An 18,600-nucleotide genomic window follows, 5' to 3' on the forward strand; every position below is an offset into this window, starting at 1 on the left:
GAGCCCTTGAGGGAAGGCTAAGAAAACCAAAAATCTTGTGAAAACTCACACTGGTGTATGCACTATTGATCTAAAGGCAATGGGTACTTCTCGATCATCTCCTGCATGGTCGAACCATATCTGCCGTTTGGCACAATCATAGTGGCTTTACGCCAGTCCTGTGTTGCTAAGATAAAACGTCCTTGACCTATTCCGGGTGCATAGCTCCAGGTTTTATTGACCGCTTGAGCATTGGGCCAATAGTCAGCTCCGACATTTACTAAATACTTCGCAGAGCTTCGGTCATCCGTTCCACTTGCATTTTCTAGAACAAGCTTTGTCTCCATACTCACAAAGACGGCGCGAACGTCTTGAGGAACTATTGTTGTTTGAGTTCCATAACCGTGAGCAAATACCGGATACTTTGGTTTAAAGGACAGCCCCCCTGAGGATTCGACGCGCGTACCGCCATCGGCAGAGAAAGCAAATGGATACTGCCATGAATCTGTATAAGGCGAAACATCACTCTTTACCAGACTCCACTTACGAGTAGACTCAGAGAGAACAAATATTTTCAAATTACGAAATTGCACACGAGTGTTTTTAGCCGTGTTTCCTTCAGCCTCAAAAACCTGCAGCCAAGAATTCAAAGTATAACACCATTCTGGTTTGGAAAATTCAAACCAACTAGGAATATCTGCGCCCGACGGAGATTGCATAATGATGACCGGATACTTTTGCCAATCATATCTAATAGACGGAATTTTTGCTTCATGGGACGTTGCCGTCTGACTCGCAACTATGGTCGCGATCGCCGGATTTGCAATGGTGACCGTAGGGCTTGATGCCGGTGTAGCAGTGACAGCCGGAGTTGCCGTTGGAACTACCTTTGGAGTTGGGGTTGGAATCGGTGTTGCTGTGGGAGTTACAGTTGGTCTCCGAATTGATGTTCTGGTGCGTGACGATCTGAGTTTCTCAGATGTCAAATCCTCTGAAGGTCTTTGTGAAGGATCTTGGAGTTCAAACTCCTTGCAGCCCGCGGTAAAAAAGAACATGCACAAGCCAAGACTTGCGAAAGTCTTCAATAAATGATGATTTTTAATCGTCATGTTTTCCTGCCTCCATTTTGTAATCACACTTTTTACGTAAACAACTGATCGGCACGAATACGTCCAGCCAAAAGGAGAGCCGTGGTTGTCATCCAAAAACCATTGATGAGATAGAAAAAACTGTTTCATTTTTCCTTGCAAAAATAGAACATTAATTTTTCTTTTATACTCATTTTCCCTCTGTTGTACATTGTGGTCACAACACTTTCCTAAGACAAAGAGGCGCATTTGACGTTTCGTCAAAGTGCAGTTTAAATCGGTGTATGTCTACCAACAGAAATCGAATTCAATATCACGAAGTAGCAGCGTACCTAAAAAGTTTCTTGGATGCTCGTCGCTCGAAAAATCCAAGATACTCTTTGCGTGCTTTCGCGAGGGATCTGAAAACATCCCCAGGCCGTGTATCTTCTATTCTTTCAGGTAAAACTCTTCCTGGCAAAATTGTTAGAAAGCGTATTGTTACCGCGCTAGAGCTTTCGCCAAAAAATTCGGAGCGCCTTGAGTTTTTGATTGGTAAGTCAAAATACGAAAGAAATGATTCGCGCATTCCACACCAAGTAAGTGAAAAGAAATTTTCTTTTTTGCCGGACTGGCATCACTTCGCGATTTTAAATTTAATGGAAACTGTTTCATTTAAAAACGACAGCCGATGGATTTCAGAACGTCTGGGGCTGTCCGTGCCTGTCGTCGCTGAGTCTTTGAAGTGTCTTAAACAGATTGGTTTGGTTGAGGAGATCAACGGTAATCTTCAACCAACGCACAAGCATTTGACATCAACACATGATATTCCCTCGTCGGCGTTAAAAAATTATCAACGTCAGCTTATCAATAAAGCCTTGCAGTCACTAGATGCCGATTCTGTTGAGCTGCGTGATATTACATCGGTCATCATTCCAACCAATCCCCGGCAATTGTATAAGGCAAAAATTCTGGCAAAAAAATTTCGCCGCGAAATAAGCGAGCTTCTTGAAGAAGGCGAAAAAACAGAAGTCTACAACGTGTGCGTGCAAATTGTTCCGGCGACACTCATTTCAAAGTCAAATTAAGGAGTCTCCATGAAAGCATTCTTAGCAATTTTATTTTTAGCATCTGGATCGTTTTCTTGGGCAGATTCTACTGAGTTTGGAAATGGCGGCAGTGCGGTCGTTTGTACCCTCCCAATAAGAATGTATGATGCCGTTGAGGCGAAGGCACGATATGGCATGGAACCTGTTCTTCCAAAAGGGCCTAGTGCAGATTATTGCCAAAAACAGAATGATAATTGCACTTTAGTGGCCAAAACTATCGTAAGCCGCTTGAAAAAAATGGACCCACAACTCGAGACAATCCTCCAAAGTTTAGTTAATAATTTTTGGAGTGAAGCCATGTTGACTTATTACGACCTCCTTCCAGTCCATGACACAGGAGTCGGTTTCATTGAGCGAGGGTGTGAACTTAAGCAGTTGGCGATACAGCATCGACCTTTATTTGAAGAAGACAGACGTTACTTTATCGATAGAAAAATTTGGGACCACATGTTCGATGATCAGAGAGCCGTTTTGATAGTCCATGAAGTGCTTTATAACTATGCCTTGCAACTACTTCCCGAGACGAACTCATCCGAAAAAATTCGCTATTTTAATGCATTACTACTGTCCAATAAAATCAGCGTACTTGCTCCCGAGAAATATCAAGTCATCAAAGCAAAAGTTTTTCCGACCACGAAGGGTTTATAACGGCACGGATTTCGAGGTATTCAGGATGAAAGCTTCAAATAAAATAAGTCGTCGTCGTCTTCTCAAATACACTTTTATTTCCTCTATTTCTCTCTTTGCGCGTAAAACTCTAGCACACGTGATTCCATTTGCGTTTTGGAAGGCGCCGGCAGCTAGCGCGAATAACACACTGTGGGGTTGGGGGCTTAATGGTGGTGGCCAGATCGGAAGCGGTAACATCACAAATCGCAGTTCACCTGTGCAAATCGGAGCTCTCACAAATTGGTCTAAGATCGAAGCGAAATTTCCTCACTCCCTAGCGATTAAAAACGACGGTACGCTTTGGACGTGGGGATATAACAATGATGGTCAGCTCGGAAACGGTAACAGAACAAGTCTAAGTTCACCTGTGCAAATTGGAGCTCTCACAGATTGGAATGCAATCTCCGCAGGATCGGCCCACTCGATGGCTGTAAAGACCAATGGCACGCTTTGGGCTTGGGGGGTTAATGGCTCTGGCCAGCTAGGAAGCGGCAACACAACTAATCGCAGCTCTCCTGTGCAAATTGGTGCCTTAACGAACTGGAGCAAGGTCTCTGCCGGGCCCTATTACACTGTCGCGATTAAAACCAATGGCACGCTCTGGTCTTGGGGAGATAATTGGGCCGGGCAGCTAGGTGAATTTACAATGGATGGCGGACGAAATTCTCCAGTGCAAGTCGGCAGTGTTACTACTTGGAATCAAGTCAGCGCAGGAGAAGATTATGCTTTAGCAACTCGCACCGACGGTACACTGTGGGCTTGGGGTACTAACGGCGCTGCGGGAGTCGGATCTTATGCCACGCCTACTCAGACCAGTGTTAGCACTTGGACAGCTCTTGCGAATCGCGCAGGTGGTTGGGGAGGAATGGGCGTTAAAACCGATGGCACTCTCTGGGGTTGGGGAAATAATCAGTATGGTGGACTCGGCGACGGCACCATAACTTCGGCATTCTCTCCAATTCAAATTGGGAGTCTCACTACTTGGTCGGATGTTGCAGTCGGTGATGTGCATAGCTTGGCCGTTCGAGGCGATGGTACGCTTTGGGCTATGGGCCACAATGACTATGGACAAGTGGGTGATGGAACTATTACTCGGAGAAGCTCTCCTGTCCAAGTTGGAAGTGGGGGATGGAGCAAAGCCGCTGCAAATTGGTATACATCTGCAGCCCTTAAAACTGCGGGAACTCTCTGGACATGGGGACGTAACGGCAGCGGACAGCTTGGCCTTGGCAACACTACGAATGTCTCAACCCCTCAGCAGGTCGGCGCAGCCACAGATTGGGCGTCGCTCACTGTTGGAACGAGTGCCACTTATGCTATCAAAAACAGTGGAACTCTTTGGGCATGGGGAGGAAATTGGGATGGTCAAGTTGGTGATGGCACCACCAATGATCGTAGTTCTCCGGGACAAATCGGTGCTCTGACAAATTGGTCCCAAGTATCGGGAGGAGTAGGTCACGCGTGCGCGGTTAAAACGAATGGTACGCTCTGGGCTTGGGGAACCAATGCTTCCGGAGAGTTAGGAACTGGCAATCGTACTTATCGAAGCTCGCCTGTGCAAATCGGAGCTCTGACGAACTGGGCTCAGGTTTCGGCAGGCAATGAAATTACTGCGGCTATCAAAACTGACAATACACTTTGGACCTGGGGAGCTAACAGCTCTGGACAACTTGGAGATGGAACAATGACTTATCGGAGTTCACCAATTCAAATTGGCTCTGGAACTTCTTGGGCGAAAGTATTTGCTGGTAATGGCAAGATTTACGCAATGGCAAGTGATGGCACTTTTTGGACTTGGGGTAACACAAGTTACGGTGGCGGAGGGATTTCAAGTATGGGACCTCGTCAGATCGGTAGTGCCACGGACTGGAGTGATATTTCCGCTGGTGCCTCTCATGCTGTGGCCCTCAAATCCAGTGGCAGTCTTTGGACTTGGGGTGCGGATGTAGAGGGTGCGCTTGGTGGTGGAGTCGGCGATGGCGCCACTACTCATGTTCCGACTCAAGTCGGTGCACTCACCAATTGGAGTAAAGTCAGCGCAGGAAAATCGAGCACGGCTGCGGTGAAATCCGATGGCACTCTTTGGGCGTGGGGAGACAATAGCTCGGGCCAACTTGGCTTGGGAGATATCAATAGCCGGAGTTCTCCGGTGCAAGTGGGCTCACTCACGACATGGACAAATGTTTCAACGTCCGATCGCACCCTCGGCTTAAAATAGTAAAAATAAAATGATGCTTCTACGGCCGCTAACCAGCATTACTATGAAATCACCGTTTTATTGGCCGTTGGCTGGCTGAAAGTCATTCCCTAGATGGCTAATGTTTATCTAGAATAGACACCAAATAAAGTAAGCGGTTCTGATTTATTTTCTTCATATAGATACTTTGTCTGAAGTTCCTTAAATCCAACTGCAATCATTTGCTGGCGGATTCTATCCGCAGTTAAAATTCTTCTTTGAGGAGTAGCCCAACAACCGCTTGCGTGCACAATGGAATCCCGAGTCCTGGCGTCCTTGGACAAATACCAAAGAACGCCTTGCTCATCGAGTTCGAAATCGGAACCGAAATCAATGGCTCGATCCGATACCATCGTATGTAAAATAAAAAGACCGTTGTTATCCAAGAAGTCGAAAATCTTATTGAGGCAGGCTTGTCTTTCGTCTTCAAAGACGATGCAATGAAGAAATGAACTGTCGCTAATAATCTGAAACTTATCGTATGGCAGCGTCTCATGAACAATGTCGGCCACAACAAACTCTGCATCAAGCTTCAATTCAGAAGCTATCTTTCTCGCTTCTATGACAGCAGTCTTTGAAATATCCACCCCAAGTGACTTAAACCCCTTTTCGCTCAAATAAAAGGATATGGGCCCTGTGCCGCAACCCAAGTCCAACGCGCGAGGGTTTAAGGGAAAAGTTCTCGATTGAAGAACGCTTTCTATTTCACTTCGTTGAGAGAAAGCCATCATTTCTTCAACGGACTTCTTCTTTCCCCAGCCAACATAACCATTCTTTTTTAGATTTTGATAAGCCACTTCATGTTCTTCGTAATATTTCATTGCCCCTCCAAGTATGAGAGTACCGATGGAAACGGCAAGACCATCTCCAAAAATCATGAGGGCTATCTTTAATATCCCTTTTTATTTTAAAAGAATACTATTAGTATATGGACCATGAATCAGGAACTTGTTATCGAGATGATCAAAAGCCTTGCTAAAGACCAGCAAACCACTCAAAAAGAGTTGGCTCAGGCCTTAGGGCTTTCGGTAGCAGCGATCAAAAGGATCTTTTCAAAAAAACAGATTACCTTCGATAATATTATCGGTGTCTGCCAGTTTTTTAAAATAGAGGTTTCAGATTTTTTCAGTCTCATTGAACAGCAGAGTCAAAAAGAATTTAAATTTAGCGATGAGCAAGAAAAGTTTCTCGGAGAGAATCCAAGTTACCTGTCTTATCTTTACGAGATAAGGTGCGGAAGAACGCCGAGCCAAATTAGAAGTCAGTTTAAGATCACTGAAAAAAGCTCTCAAAAATATCTGAAAAAACTTAAAGAACTGGGACTTGTAAAGTTCGATGGTGAAAAACACTTGGCCGTGATGTCTGCAACAGTGAGTTGGCGCGATGACGGACCGATTGGAAAATATTATTCCACCAAGACATTGCGTGTATTATTCGAGCGTTGCACAAACCCACGACTTCAAGGTGGACGATTTTATCTAGATTTAAAAGGTCTACTTCTCAGCAGCAGACAATTAGACGATTTTATTGAAGAAATTGATTTGGTCCTAAAAAAATATATGGCCCTCTCCAATCAACCAAGCAAAGGCAAGAAGGATAAACTTATTCCAATAAGTTCGGCTGTGATTATAGACAACAAGCCGGATGATATATTCAATGAAATATACGACCTTAGCTGACCAGAGTTGCCGGTGAAATGAAAAACAAGTGATAATCGATTTTGTTTTCTTTGCGTGTTTATAGATCTTATGGGAAAGGCTGTAGAAGCTTAAAAGGAGCCACCCATGAAATTCGCAGCAGTCCTCAGTGTTCTTATCCTTGGTCTTTCTTCATCGGCTTTTGCTCTTCGTGAGATTGTTATTGTCGCTAAAGACGGCAAATTTGCACCAGACATGGTTGAACTCGCTGTCGACGAAAAAGTTGAACTCTTGGTTAAAAACGAAGGCACTGATGCGGAAGAGTTTGAAAGTATTGAACTTCACCGCGAAAAAGTAATTCCTCCAGGAAAATCTGCACGTATTAAGATCGGTCCTTTGAAGGCCGGTACTTATATTTTCTTTGGCGAATTCCATCCTGAAACAGCAAAAGGAAAAATCATCGTTAAATAACGACGGAGGTCCCCATGGCGCAATTTCTGAATTCTTACTTAGTAGTCTGGCGCGAAAGTTTTGAAGCGGTCCTTGTTATATTTCTGCTTTATACAGGCCTAGCTCGCCAAGGGATCTGGTCTAAGTCCCGCAATTTCATTCTTACAGGCCTTGTTGCTGGCTTGTTTTTAAGTCTTGGCTTTGGCTATGCAATGATTAACTTTGACTCTGTTTTTGACTCGGACAACGCCCAACTTCTGCAAGGTATTTTCCCACTCATCGCTGCGGGTTTAATGCTTCACATGGTTGTGTGGATGGCGAAACACTCTTCTCAAATTTCGGGTGACATCCGCAAAGCCGTGAACTCTGAAAACACCAAAACTTTGACGTGGGGTTTGTTGGCTCTTGTTGCCTATACAATCACCCGCGAAGGATTCGAGACTGTCGTTTATCTTTATGGTCTGTCGATGTCTCAAGGTGCTGCTGCCTCTTACTCTTTGATTGGTTTGGCGTGCCTGCTTGGTATCGCGAGTTCCGTAGGTTTGATGTATGGAATTTCCAAAACCACACGTTTTGTCGGCATTAAGAACTTCTTTAGAATTACAAACCTGTTCTTGTTAGGGGCCGCAGCCTCAATGCTGGTAAGTGGTGTAAATAAAATGATTGAGTTGGAATACATTCCTTCAGGACTGAACCCCCTCTGGAATAGCAGTGCACTTTTAGGCTCTGAGAGCCTCATTGGCAAAATCGCAACTCAACTTGTGGGTTATACGCCAATGCCTTCATTGACACTGGTGCTGGCATACGGCGCCTTCTGGGCCGCTGCGGTCTCTTTATTAATGTGGAACAAACGAGGACAGGGAGCTCAGTCTTAACTCCGTTTCTCGATTAGTTATCAATGAGCTTGTAGCGTATTTTCAACAACGGGGCCTCTGAAGCCCCGTTTTGACATTATGTCCCTAAGCGCCTAGAAACGCCGAGATCACTCGGAGTATCTAATGAAACTGAAGTTCCTTTTCGCCACTCTCTTAACCAGTCTGACCATTGCGTCTTTGGCACAAGCGCAAGAGTATCCGTTCTTTGAATACACAGCTTATGGCTATTTGACGGCCCGTCAGTACGACAAGTTCAAAACCCAGCAAAACCTGAGTCCCTACACCAAACGTGAAGTGGACCTCACAGAATTTGCGCTAGAAGGAAAGCTTTACCTCAATAACTCGTCTGCGTTTGAATTCGAAGTCGAATTTGAGCATGGGGGAACTGGGACTGCGATGGAGTTCGACAACTTTGAAGAGTTCGGCGAATTCGAAACCGAAGTTGAAAAGGGCGGCGAAGTCGTTCTTCACGAGATCTATTACGAAAAGTATTTCGAAAACAAAGTAGAAATGAAAGTCGGAAAAGCTCCGATCTTTATCTCTTTGAGCTCTATCTTAACCAATCCAAAAAAACGCTTGGCCGTAGATGCTTCTGATGCCGAGGCCCGCATGATTCCAGTGGGCTGGGCTGAAACAGGTATTTTAGCCGAAAAACGCTTTGGCATGGTGAAAATTGGCGGCGGTCTCGTGAATGGCTTGAACTCCGAGTTCTATAACTCGTCGACATGGGTTGGTGGCGGATACCAACGCCACTTTGAATCCACCAATGCCGACGATGTGGCGGGACTACTAAACATTGAATATGGCTCTGTGAAAGACGCTTACGGTTTTGCGATTGCCGGTTATTATGGGGACTCGCAAAGCAATCGTTATAAAGTCGATAAACTGACTGTGCCTGCTCACGTGACCATCATTTCAGCTCTTGTGAATTATCGCCTGGGTCGTGTTGGTATCTTGGGGCAAAGTATTTGGGGATCTCTTCAAAACTCGGATGCAGTTTCTGCAGCCAACAATAACTTGGCCAATGCGGTAAAACCCGAACAGCCAAACCTTGGTGCCCGAGCAGCTCTGCAAACGATTCAGCTCTCTTACATGTTGACGGATGATCTTGGCGTTTACATTCAGCGCGAACATGTGAATACATTTGAAGAGATTGCCGGGAACAACTACGTGGATACACGTTATGAAACTGAAATCAACTCGATCGGTCTTGCTCAGTGGTGGGACCAGTACATGTTTGTAAAAGTTCAGTACAGCAAAGAAAAAACTCAGCTAGTAGGCTTGCCAGAGACTTCAAACCTGCGCATCGCCTTCGGATTCGATTTAGACCAACTTACGGATTAATTTTTTAGTACTTATTTATGCACTGACTTAGTCAGAGGAGAATTTATGAAAACTTGGATCGTGTCATTGGTGTTGTCTGTGGGCATGATGGCTCAAGCAGCAACTCACAAAGAAATTATCGAAAACGTTGCCGTTAACGTGATTACTCAAACTTACAAAGACTTGGCTGCACGTGCTGCGGATTTGAAAAACAAAGTGGATGTATTTGCTCAAGCTCCGACAGAAGCAAACTTGGCTACAGCTCAACAAGCGTGGCGCGATGCTCGTATTCCTTGGGAAGCTTCTGAAGCTTTCTTGTTCGGCCCAGTAGATGCTTTGGGTTTGGATCCAATGATGGACACTTGGCCTTTGAACGTATTGGATTTGGATGCTGTTTTGGCTTCTAACCGTGCGTTGACTCCAGACTTCGTTCGCGGTTTGGGTACGAATGTTCAGGGCTTCCACACAATCGAATATCTTTTGTTTGGTAACGGCGTAAATGGTCCTCACAAACCATTGGCTGCTTTCAATGCAAAACAGCTTCAATACTTGCAAGCAACAAGTACTTTGCTTGCTGAGTACACAGGCCGCTTGGCTTATGCTTGGACAAACAACTATGATCCAGAAATTCCATCAGCTCCTGGCTATATGGAGATCGTTCGTAATCCAAACATGAGAAACCCAATTTACACTTCTGAGCGCGCAGTTCTTGAGGAGCTTATCCGCGGTATGATGGGGATTGCTGACGAAGTCGGTACTGGTAAAATGTCTGACCCATTGGGCGGTGATATTTCTTCTGCAAATGCGGCATTGGTAGAAAGCCCGTTTGCATGGAACTCTTTGCCAGACTTTGCTTACAACATTCGTTCTATCAAGAGCGTATACACTGGTGCTTATGGTACAACTCAAGGTCCTGGTATCCGTGACTTTGTAGTAGAACACGATCCTGCTTTAGCAGCTAAAGTCGATGCTAAAATCGATGCTTGTATTGCTCAGATCCAGGCAATTGCTGGTCCAGAGAATTTGGACTTCCGCCAGGCGATCTTTGATCCAGCTGGCCGTGCACGCACTCAAGCTGCGATTGCTGGTTTGGGTGAGTTGTTCGTGATGTTGGAAAACGAAGTGTTGCCTCTACTTGATCAATAATTAAAGGAGAAATAGATGAGAGCTCTCGTCTTTTTCAGTTTGTTCGTATCTTTACCGGCGTTGTCTCAGACTACGCCGGATTTTATTTCTGCTAAAGCTCTTGGCGGGGACACGACGGTTTATTTTAAAGGACAGTCGTTGCAATCCTTCAATCAGCCAGCTGCAAATCTGACCGCTGATGAAGTGGCATTCCATACTGATGGTGATGCTCAGTTCGAGAGAAACTTCTCTGACGAGCTTCATAATTTTAATTATGGACTGGGCCCCGTATTTAACAACACGAGCTGTGCTTCGTGCCATGCTAAAGACGGCCGCGGCGCTTTGCCGGTTGTTCCTGGTGGCAACACCTGGGTGCAGTTGATGCAAAACGAGTCCGTCTTCTTGCGTATTAGTATTGAAGACGGCACCGAAGAAAACCAAGTAAAGAGCATCGTAAACAATTGGGGCGCGCCGAAAGCGGTTCCTGGTTTTTCTACGCAATTGTTTCACTTGGGTTCTTACGGACTTCGTGAAGATCAGCCGAGCGTTGGTCAGGCGCAAGTTTTCATGAACTATGAAAAGTTCACGTTCACTTATCCTGATGGCCGTGCAGTTGAGATTCGCCGTCCGATCTTCCGTATTGAAAACCCGTATGATCTTGTTATTGACCCAAAGACCGGTGCTAAAAGCAGTCGTCTGTTTCAACCTGATGTTCGCATAGGTGCCCGCATCGGAACACCGATGATCGGTTTGGGACTTTTGGAAGCAATTAAAGAATCGGACATTATAGCACTTGCTGCACGTGACCTTTCCAAAGAAGGTGTGCACGGCAAAGCAAACTACGTTTTCGATATCGAAAAGCAAATGGCTGGAAATCCATATCCGGTCAGCATAGGCCGTTTTGGTTTGAAAAATAATACTCCGAGCGTTTTCCATCAATCTATGGGCGCGCTTCAAGGGGATATTGGCGTGACTAACTATGCTTTCCCACTAGAGAGCATCTTTAATACGCCACTCTTCGATGCCTTTAAACACAAGCTTGGTGATATTAAAGTTGAAGCGACTAAGGAAGTCGCTGATGCGTTGGTATTCTATTCGACCACGCTGGCTGTTCCTGGACGTCGTGATACCGAGAGTGAAATTGTTCAACGTGGCGGTCAGCTCTTTGCTTCTGTGAGCTGCACAAGCTGTCACCAGCCAAGTTTCACGACAGGTCCGCACAAGATCGCAGCTTTAGCCAATCAAAAAATCTATCCATTCACGGATATGCTTTTGCATGACATGGGCGAGGGACTTGCGGATGGTCGCCGTGACTTTGATGCCAATGGACGCCAATGGAAGACTCGTCCGCTATGGGGGATTGGTCAAACTCAGACCATCAATCCACGCGCCGGGTTCTTGCACGATGGTCGCGCACGCACTCTGGAAGAGGCCATTCTGTGGCACGGGGGCGAAGGCGAATACTCGAAGAATAAATTCGTGAATCTGCCACAAGCGGACCGCGATGCTTTGGTGGCGTTCTTAAAATCCTTATAAGCCAGATATTCATAGGGTGAATAATAATTAGATTTATATTCACTTCTATTTGGGTTCATAGCCGTCTATAAACTTGTCATTCCTGAAATAAAGGCACTGTAAAAGGTGATATTCGGTAGGTTCTTGGCCGAGATATCACCTTTATTGGATAAAACCGGTCAGTGCCTATATAAAGGTATTCATTGACTCGTAATATGAGGTGACCCATGAAAAAGCTCGGACTTTTAGTTTCAACAATGCTTTTAAGTACTCAGGTTTTCGCGGCAGCAACATTGCGTATTCCCGTAATGATCGTAGACGACAATACGAATACGATAACTCCGGTGGCTACGTTAAATTTGAAGCTAGCGGCGTCTGGGTTCAAAACCCTTCCTGAATATGTCACTATTTCAACTAGTGACGACGGCTACAAAAAAATCCAGAACGTAGAAGATCAACTTGCAAAAGCAGTGACTGCTTTGGGTGGAGACCCGGAAGTAATTCGCCTAGAAGGCGGGGATGTTCCGACAGGTGCAGATACAAAACAAAACTACACTTGTTACACTGGCAACCCACTAGAGATTCCCGATGTCATCGGAAAACTCACTGATGTGTTGTATACTGAACAGCTGACAATGCATGTCCTCAAGTACAAAAAAACCACAAAAGCGATTTATGATCAGGTCGACCTAGAGGACAATGAAGACTTTTTTAATGAGTCTGAAATATGGAAAAACTGGCAGGGCCAAAACGACGATCTTTTGATTTTGTCTTCTACAAACGATAGCGGTGACGACATCCAAGAGTCTTTGATCAAGCGCTGTAAGTAGTTTTCCCAAGTAAAACCGATTTTTTAGATTTACCGAGCTCCCACAAAACTGGCAGCTCGGTATTTTTTTAGTCCGAAATTGAAAAACGCGATACTACCTATAAAGGCGCCCGCCGTAAAAATTATCATTACTGCAAAGTGACTCCAGCCAGCTTCTTCAATCCACGTCATCGGTAAAGTCGCGGTCAATGTCGCTGGAATGGTATAGAGCAACCAGCGCGAAGAGCCCTCCAGAATTTTTGTCACAGGATACATTGTAAAAGACAAAGTGCTTTCAATGAGAAAGAAGCTGAGCTGTGCTCCGCGACTCACAAAAAAAGCCAGCGTTCCTGCTGCTATAAAAATTGAAGCAAAGGCAATAACAACGACGACGCTACCAAGAGTCGCGCGTAGAACCCATTCAATATCACAGAGCCAGAAAAGAGCGACTAGAGTCACCAGGCCTTGTAATAGATCCCCCAAAGCCGTAGCACTTGACTGACTAATGGCCACCAATAAAAGCGGCGAGCGGGGAGTGCCCATCATGGGCTCGAGCTTTCCGTGATCGATCATTTCTCCTAACTCGCGAAGGCCACCCAAGAAAAAGTTAAGGCCGCCCCAAGCGATGTAAGCAAGCACTGTCATCGTCAAGTAATAGGGAAACAGAGGTTTGTTCTGAGACTTGCCATCAAAGAGCATCAACCACATTCCATAAAGAAAGAAAATATTATTGACCACCATCGTGATCATCGCAGCCCACAGGTTGACCTTGTTCGAGGACTGCGCGCTCCAGTTGTGTTTAAAGGCTTTCATCAAGAGGTTTAACATTTAGCCCCCAAAACTTTGGTGATGATGGCGCGAGTTTTTAAAAAACCACGCGTTTAGTAACATCAAAGCGATGGCTTGCAGAACCAGACGAAGCGCCCACTCGGCAGCTGAGAGCTGATAAAAAGATCCCTTGATCGCATAGTAGGCCGGTTGGAAAAACAAATCAGATGGTGGCAACGCCATTAAAATTGAGCGCGCGGGCTCCGAGAAATCTGACACAGGGGCAAAGACCCCGCCAAAGACCAAAAACAATTTACCAAACGGAAGGGTTAGGTAATTTGTCATCTCCCAACGAACTTGGGCTGAGGAAAATAGCAGCGAATAAAACACTTGCATGAAGCCAAGGGGAACCAACAACATCGCAAGACGAAAAACTACTGTCAGTGAAGTCGAGAACCCAATTCCAAAAGCTAGTAGCAGAAAAAACAGCAACGTCGTCATCACAAGCCGAGAACCCAAAGTTTTTCCAAACAGAGCCGAGCCCTGAGTTGCCAGCCACGATCGCGGACGGGCCAGACTTAAAGAGAAGTCGCCGCTTGCTTGCATGATGTTGCCGCTACGTAAAAAGGTCATATATAGAACTTCGGTCACGCCGATATAGGCTAGCATCTCTTGATAAGTATAGTTACCGAGGTGGCTATTAAACTTAAGCCACATATTGGCCAAGATAAACATAAACACCGGGAACAACAAAAAGCCTAAAAGCCCGTTTGCAAGATTCGTCCAAGACTCGCGGAAAGAAAAAAGCGCATTCCGAAAATGAAACGACAGAGCGCTCATCGCTGGCCTTTTTGGGCAAAGCGATTGCCCAAAACTTCTTCAAGGCTAACTTCTAAAATCTGCAAATCCTGCAGAGCATCGCCATAATGTTGGGACAAACGCGAAATGGTCTCAGTCATTGGAATTTGGGATGTGTGCATTTCATACTTGTGAATGAAATCATTGCCGCTATTAAGCGACTGAATACGGGCATCCGTTTGCAAAGATGCTATGTGGCTTTCGGCGACAGTGATTTGCAAACGTCGCACACCCTGCAAATCGCCCTTGACCCCAACCAGTGGTCCGTCGAATTGTTTTTGTCCATGATCTACTAAGATGCAGCGATGGCAAAGGGCTTCAACGTCTGAAAGATCGTGGCTTGTCAGCAGTAACGTTGTTTTTTCCTCTTGTTGCCATTGACGAATAAGTTCACGCAACTTGTTTTTTGCAACGACGTCTAAACCAATTGTGGGCTCATCGGCGAGCAATACACGGGGACGATGGATAAGGGCCGCAACAAGTTCGCAGCGCATACGCTCGCCCAATGAAAGCGTGCGCACGCGTGATTGCAGATGCATTTCAATTTGAAAAAGTTCAGCCAAGTGCTGAATGCGTTTTTTCTTTTCAGCTCCGGTGACATAGTAGATCTCTGCAATCAGATCGAGGCTTTCATACACAGTCATATGCATATATAGCTGACTGCGAGTTCCAAATACCAAGCCAAGCAGCTTATTCGCATCACGACTGCCCGCTGGAAGCCCCATGATTTTCGCATTGCCTTCAGACGGAGTCAAAATTCCACAGAGCATTTTAATAGTCGTACTTTTACCGGCGCCATTGGGACCAAGGAATGCGACGACTTCGCCTTCTTGAATATCAAAGTTCAAATCGCGAACAGCATAAAATGTTTCGCTTTTTTTGTGGCGTTGAGGATATGTTTTAGAAAGATTTCTGACTGAAATTGAAAGCATCTATAGACGGTAAAAGGTTTCATTCCCTGCGGCAAGAAAGATTTGCTTACTTTGCCGCTAGATAGGCAAATCCACCCAGGTGTCGCGCTCTGGATGGGGTTCCGGAGTCATTACAATTTTTTCGAAAAGTGGTTTGAACTCGACATCCGTTAAAGTTTCTTTTTCTAAAAGGAGTTTTGCGCCTTCTTCAAGAATGTGACGATTGGCCATAAGTGTGTGCTTTGTTTTTTTCTGCGCATCTTCGACCAGGTTCTTAATTTCGGAATCAATCAGCTTAGCAGTGGCTTCGCTGCGAATATGGCGCTCGATATTTTGATAGGGACCTTCCAGGAAGGGGCTTATTTGCTGTTCGAAGACGATGGGGCCAACCATCGGGCTCATACCGTACTTAGTCACGATGGCTTCGGCAATGTTGGTGACCTTTACCAAATCATCCGCAGCTCCTGTCGAGATTTCATGAAAAACCAAAGATTCTGCGACACGCCCTCCGAGTAGAACTGCCATTTTGTTTGAGAGTTCTTCACGAGTCATCAAATAGCGATCTTCGGTGGGACGTTGAATGGTGTAACCTAAAGCGCCAAAACCACGAGGAATGATCGATATTTTCTGCGGACGATCGCAACCAGGCAGCGCTGCTGCAACAATAGCGTGCCCCATTTCGTGATAGGCGACGGTTCGTCGTTCTTTCTCGTTAAGAATACGGCTTCTCTTTTCAAGTCCCGCCACAATTCTTTCAATGGCGACGACAAAATCATTTTTCTCGACGATCTCTGATTTTCTTCTAGTGGCAATGAGTGCGGCCTCGTTCACAAGGTTTGCCATGTCGGCGCCGGTAAAACCTGAAGTCAGACCTGCGATTTCATCGATCTCGATGCTGGATTCGTATTTAATTTTTTTGATGTGTACTTTGAGGATCGCTTCACGGCCTTTTTTATCGGGACGATCGACAAGAACTTGACGGTCAAAGCGTCCCGCACGAAGCAGTGCCGGATCCAGCATTTCGGGGCGATTGGTTGCGGCCAGTAGTATCACTCCGGCTTTGGTATCAAATCCATCGAGCTCGGCCAAAAGCTGATTTAAAGTTTGCTCTTTCTCATCGTGACCGCCAGAACCGATTTGCGGAGTTCGGGCTTTACCCAAGGCATCGAGCTCATCGATAAAGATAATGCACGGAGCTTTCTGTCTGGCTTGTTCAAACAGATCCCGTACGCGTGCAGCTCCGACGCCAACAAAGAGCTCGACAAACTCAGAACCGCTGATCGAGAAGAAAGGCACTCGCGCCTCTCCGGCAACAGCTTTGGCAATTAAAGTCTTACCCGTGCCTGGAGGCCCCACCAAAAGAATTCCTTTCGGCATACGGGCACCTAGGCGGCTATAGTCCTCGGGTTTTTTTAAGAACTCAACAACTTCGCGTAATTCATCCAAGGCTTCATCAACACCGGCAACATCCGCAAACGTGGTTTGCGTATCAGTTTCCATATAAAGTTTCGCTTTGCTTTTTCCGACCGACATCATTCCGGCGCCAAATCCACCTTTCGAGGCCATATACCGGCCCAGCAAAATCCAAAAGCCAATGAATATCAAAGCGGGCAGAGTCCAAGACAAAAGGTCTTTGAAAAACGTGGATTCAAGTGCTTTGGTATAGGTCACACCAGACTCTGCCAAAGATTTGGCAAGGTCCGGGGGCACGCGGACGGTGATAAATTCTGTTTTACTATCTTTGCGGGGTTCTTTGAATTGACCTCGGATGAATTGATCTGTCACGACTAACTGGTCGACTTTCTTTTCAGACAGCAAGGTTTCAAATTCGCTATAGGGGATTTCGACGGATTTAGCTGTGCCTTGCAAGAAGTAAGGCATCCACAAAATCAGACTCAGAACGAAAAAGGTCATAAGATAGGGAAAGTTTTTTCCCGCCACATTAACCTCCTGAAGGCCCTTATTGTATCTTAGAACCCGTTGATGCCCAGGTGCCTTTTGACAGGGGATTTTGTTGTATAGGTTTTTGCCTATTACTACTGGGACTATAATCAATTTTATTTATGGATAGAAATCTCGTACTTTGCGTTCAGGCAAGGGAAGGAGTTTTCCATGAAAAGAAGACAGTTTTTACAAATAGGCGTTGGATCATTAATGGCAGCAAGTGTGGCAAAGGCCGCAGAGGTTTGTGCCCCAACACCTCAGCAGACTGAAGGACCTTTTTATCCTGTCAAAAACCAAGCAGACACAGACTGGGACTTAACAAATGTCTCGGGCAAAAAGGGCACGGCTCTTGGCGAAGTGATTTGGGTGGGCGGTGTGATCCGCGATCAAAATTGCAATCCTGTTGAAGGTGCTTTGGTGGAAATTTGGCAAGCGTGTGCTTCGGGTAAATACGATCATCCTCAAGACCCAAACAAGGCCCCACTGGATCCGAACTTTCAGTATTGGGGAAAAGCAGTAACAGACGCAAAGGGACAGTACGTTTTTAAAACGATTAAGCCAGGCTCTTATCCGGCAGCTCCAGGATGGGTGCGTCCACCGCATATCCATTACAAAGTGACGAAGCTTGGGTACATCGAAATGATCACGCAGTTGTATTTCGAAGGTGATGCTCTTAATAGCCGCGATGAAATTCTAAAAAGATTGAAACCCTCTGAACAAGAGCAAGTGGTTCGCCCTGTCGAAGTTCGCGATCACCAAGGGGACCTCATCAAGTGGGTCGGGTTCTCATTACAAATTGAAAAAGTTTAAAAGGAAATTTTTATGAAATATTTTTTAGCACTAATAACATTACTCAGTGTAAATTTCGCGCAAGCGCTAACTAGAAGTGTCGATAAAGTGGCAACACCGATTCAGCTTGTACCGGGGCGTGATGCGATTTCTCATCAGAGCTTAACTTCGTATCGCCCTTATCCTATGGATCCGGACGATACAAGAACGGTCCATTTTGCGCGTGTGAAAATCCACCCTGGCAATTTGCAGGATCTTGGAGTGGAGATTGATACGCTAGAATCCGAAAGAGTGACGGACCCTGTGCTTATCGAAGATCTGGTAGTTCGCCTGAAAAAGAATGCCCTCAGTCACTTTAGTCATTTGTATGTAGAAGGGACTGTGACTCGTACTAACAGAAGTAATTACTGTCAGAACGTAGAGGTCACGGAAATCGAAGTCGAAGTGCTAGAGGACCTAGGCACTCAGCCACCAATCAAGTTGAAAGGTGTTAGTACCAAAAGAGGTCCTTGGAAGTGCGGGTTCTAGATCGAGGCA

18 protein-coding genes are annotated in these 18,600 nt (G+C 45.7%); 12 read left to right on the forward strand and 6 right to left on the reverse strand.

Going from position 1 to position 18,600, the window contains the following annotated elements; genetic code table 11:
• Nucleotides 1-62 precede the first annotated feature (62 nt).
• Nucleotides 63-1,217 (reverse strand): hypothetical protein, encoded by a 1,155-nt coding sequence (locus ACLWBB_RS05790; protein WP_413290661.1) that lies wholly within the window; start codon nt 1,215-1,217, stop codon nt 63-65.
• A gap of 134 nt (nt 1,218-1,351) precedes the next feature.
• On the opposite strand from ACLWBB_RS05790, the gene ACLWBB_RS05795 reads away from it, so the two are divergent.
• From ACLWBB_RS05795 to ACLWBB_RS05805, 3 genes are read left to right on the forward strand one after another with little or no spacing between them, the layout of a single operon-like run.
• Nucleotides 1,352-2,134: a DUF4423 domain-containing protein gene (locus ACLWBB_RS05795; protein ID WP_413290662.1), complete on the forward strand. Its 783-nt coding sequence runs from the start codon at nt 1,352-1,354 to the stop codon at nt 2,132-2,134.
• 9 nt (nt 2,135-2,143) lie between these two features.
• Nucleotides 2,144-2,803, forward strand: a complete 660-nt coding sequence (locus ACLWBB_RS05800) for a hypothetical protein (RefSeq protein WP_413290663.1) — start codon at nt 2,144-2,146, stop codon at nt 2,801-2,803.
• 25 nt (nt 2,804-2,828) lie between these two features.
• Nucleotides 2,829-5,042 (forward strand): RCC1 domain-containing protein, encoded by a 2,214-nt coding sequence (locus ACLWBB_RS05805; RefSeq protein WP_413290664.1) that lies wholly within the window; start codon nt 2,829-2,831, stop codon nt 5,040-5,042.
• Between the two features lie 104 nt (nt 5,043-5,146).
• On the opposite strand, the gene ACLWBB_RS05810 is transcribed toward ACLWBB_RS05805, so the two are convergent.
• Nucleotides 5,147-5,938, reverse strand: coding sequence for a class I SAM-dependent methyltransferase (locus ACLWBB_RS05810; RefSeq protein ID WP_413290665.1), 792 nt, complete (start codon nt 5,936-5,938; stop codon nt 5,147-5,149).
• 57 nt (nt 5,939-5,995) lie between these two features.
• Between ACLWBB_RS05810 and ACLWBB_RS05815 the strand changes: the two genes are divergently transcribed.
• The 7 genes from ACLWBB_RS05815 to ACLWBB_RS05845 all read left to right on the forward strand — a co-directional run bounded on the left by ACLWBB_RS05815 (nt 5,996) and on the right by ACLWBB_RS05845 (nt 12,815).
• Nucleotides 5,996-6,739 (forward strand): helix-turn-helix domain-containing protein, encoded by a 744-nt coding sequence (locus tag ACLWBB_RS05815; RefSeq protein ID WP_413290666.1) that lies wholly within the window; start codon nt 5,996-5,998, stop codon nt 6,737-6,739.
• Between the two features lie 105 nt (nt 6,740-6,844).
• The gene (locus ACLWBB_RS05820; protein ID WP_413290667.1) at nt 6,845-7,168 is read left to right on the forward strand and encodes a cupredoxin domain-containing protein; all 324 of its coding nucleotides are present in this window, start codon (nt 6,845-6,847) and stop codon (nt 7,166-7,168) included.
• Between the two features lie 14 nt (nt 7,169-7,182).
• Nucleotides 7,183-8,022 carry an FTR1 family iron permease gene (locus ACLWBB_RS05825; RefSeq protein WP_413290668.1) on the forward strand — a complete coding sequence of 280 codons (840 nt, stop codon included), beginning with the start codon at nt 7,183-7,185 and terminating at the stop codon, nt 8,020-8,022.
• 123 nt (nt 8,023-8,145) lie between these two features.
• Complete coding sequence (locus tag ACLWBB_RS05830; protein ID WP_413290669.1) at nt 8,146-9,366, forward strand: hypothetical protein; 1,221 nt, start codon at nt 8,146-8,148, stop codon at nt 9,364-9,366.
• A gap of 45 nt (nt 9,367-9,411) precedes the next feature.
• Nucleotides 9,412-10,491, forward strand: a complete 1,080-nt coding sequence (locus tag ACLWBB_RS05835; RefSeq protein ID WP_413290670.1) for an imelysin family protein — start codon at nt 9,412-9,414, stop codon at nt 10,489-10,491.
• A 15-nt stretch (nt 10,492-10,506) separates the two neighbouring features.
• Nucleotides 10,507-12,006 (forward strand): di-heme oxidoredictase family protein, encoded by a 1,500-nt coding sequence (locus tag ACLWBB_RS05840; protein ID WP_413290671.1) that lies wholly within the window; start codon nt 10,507-10,509, stop codon nt 12,004-12,006.
• A 206-nt stretch (nt 12,007-12,212) separates the two neighbouring features.
• The gene (locus ACLWBB_RS05845) at nt 12,213-12,815 is read left to right on the forward strand and encodes a hypothetical protein (RefSeq protein ID WP_413290672.1); all 603 of its coding nucleotides are present in this window, start codon (nt 12,213-12,215) and stop codon (nt 12,813-12,815) included.
• A 29-nt stretch (nt 12,816-12,844) separates the two neighbouring features.
• Here ACLWBB_RS05845 and ACLWBB_RS05850 read toward each other — a convergent pair whose 3' ends face one another.
• From ACLWBB_RS05850 to ftsH, 4 genes are read right to left on the reverse strand one after another with little or no spacing between them, the layout of a single operon-like run.
• Nucleotides 12,845-13,621 (reverse strand): ABC-2 family transporter protein, encoded by a 777-nt coding sequence (locus ACLWBB_RS05850; RefSeq protein ID WP_413290673.1) that lies wholly within the window; start codon nt 13,619-13,621, stop codon nt 12,845-12,847.
• The gene (locus ACLWBB_RS05855) at nt 13,622-14,401 is read right to left on the reverse strand and encodes a hypothetical protein (protein WP_413290674.1); all 780 of its coding nucleotides are present in this window, start codon (nt 14,399-14,401) and stop codon (nt 13,622-13,624) included.
• Nucleotides 14,398-15,351: an ATP-binding cassette domain-containing protein gene (locus tag ACLWBB_RS05860; RefSeq protein WP_413290675.1), complete on the reverse strand. Its 954-nt coding sequence runs from the start codon at nt 15,349-15,351 to the stop codon at nt 14,398-14,400. The genes ACLWBB_RS05855 and ACLWBB_RS05860 overlap by 4 nt, the downstream gene beginning before the upstream one ends.
• Before the next feature lie 57 nt (nt 15,352-15,408).
• Nucleotides 15,409-17,244 carry an ATP-dependent zinc metalloprotease FtsH gene (ftsH, locus tag ACLWBB_RS05865; RefSeq protein ID WP_413291590.1) on the reverse strand — a complete coding sequence of 612 codons (1,836 nt, stop codon included), beginning with the start codon at nt 17,242-17,244 and terminating at the stop codon, nt 15,409-15,411.
• A gap of 198 nt (nt 17,245-17,442) precedes the next feature.
• Here ftsH and ACLWBB_RS05870 point away from each other — a divergent pair, with 198 nt between their 5' ends.
• Nucleotides 17,443-18,084 (forward strand): hypothetical protein, encoded by a 642-nt coding sequence (locus ACLWBB_RS05870; RefSeq protein ID WP_413290676.1) that lies wholly within the window; start codon nt 17,443-17,445, stop codon nt 18,082-18,084.
• Nucleotides 18,085-18,096: 12 nt separating this feature from the next.
• Complete coding sequence (locus ACLWBB_RS05875; RefSeq protein ID WP_413290677.1) at nt 18,097-18,591, forward strand: hypothetical protein; 495 nt, start codon at nt 18,097-18,099, stop codon at nt 18,589-18,591.
• The last annotated feature ends 9 nt before the right edge of the window (nt 18,592-18,600 follow it).

Source organism: Bdellovibrio sp. HCB337, assembly GCF_047302465.1.
GTDB lineage: Bacteria > Bdellovibrionota > Bdellovibrionia > Bdellovibrionales > Bdellovibrionaceae > JACMRP01.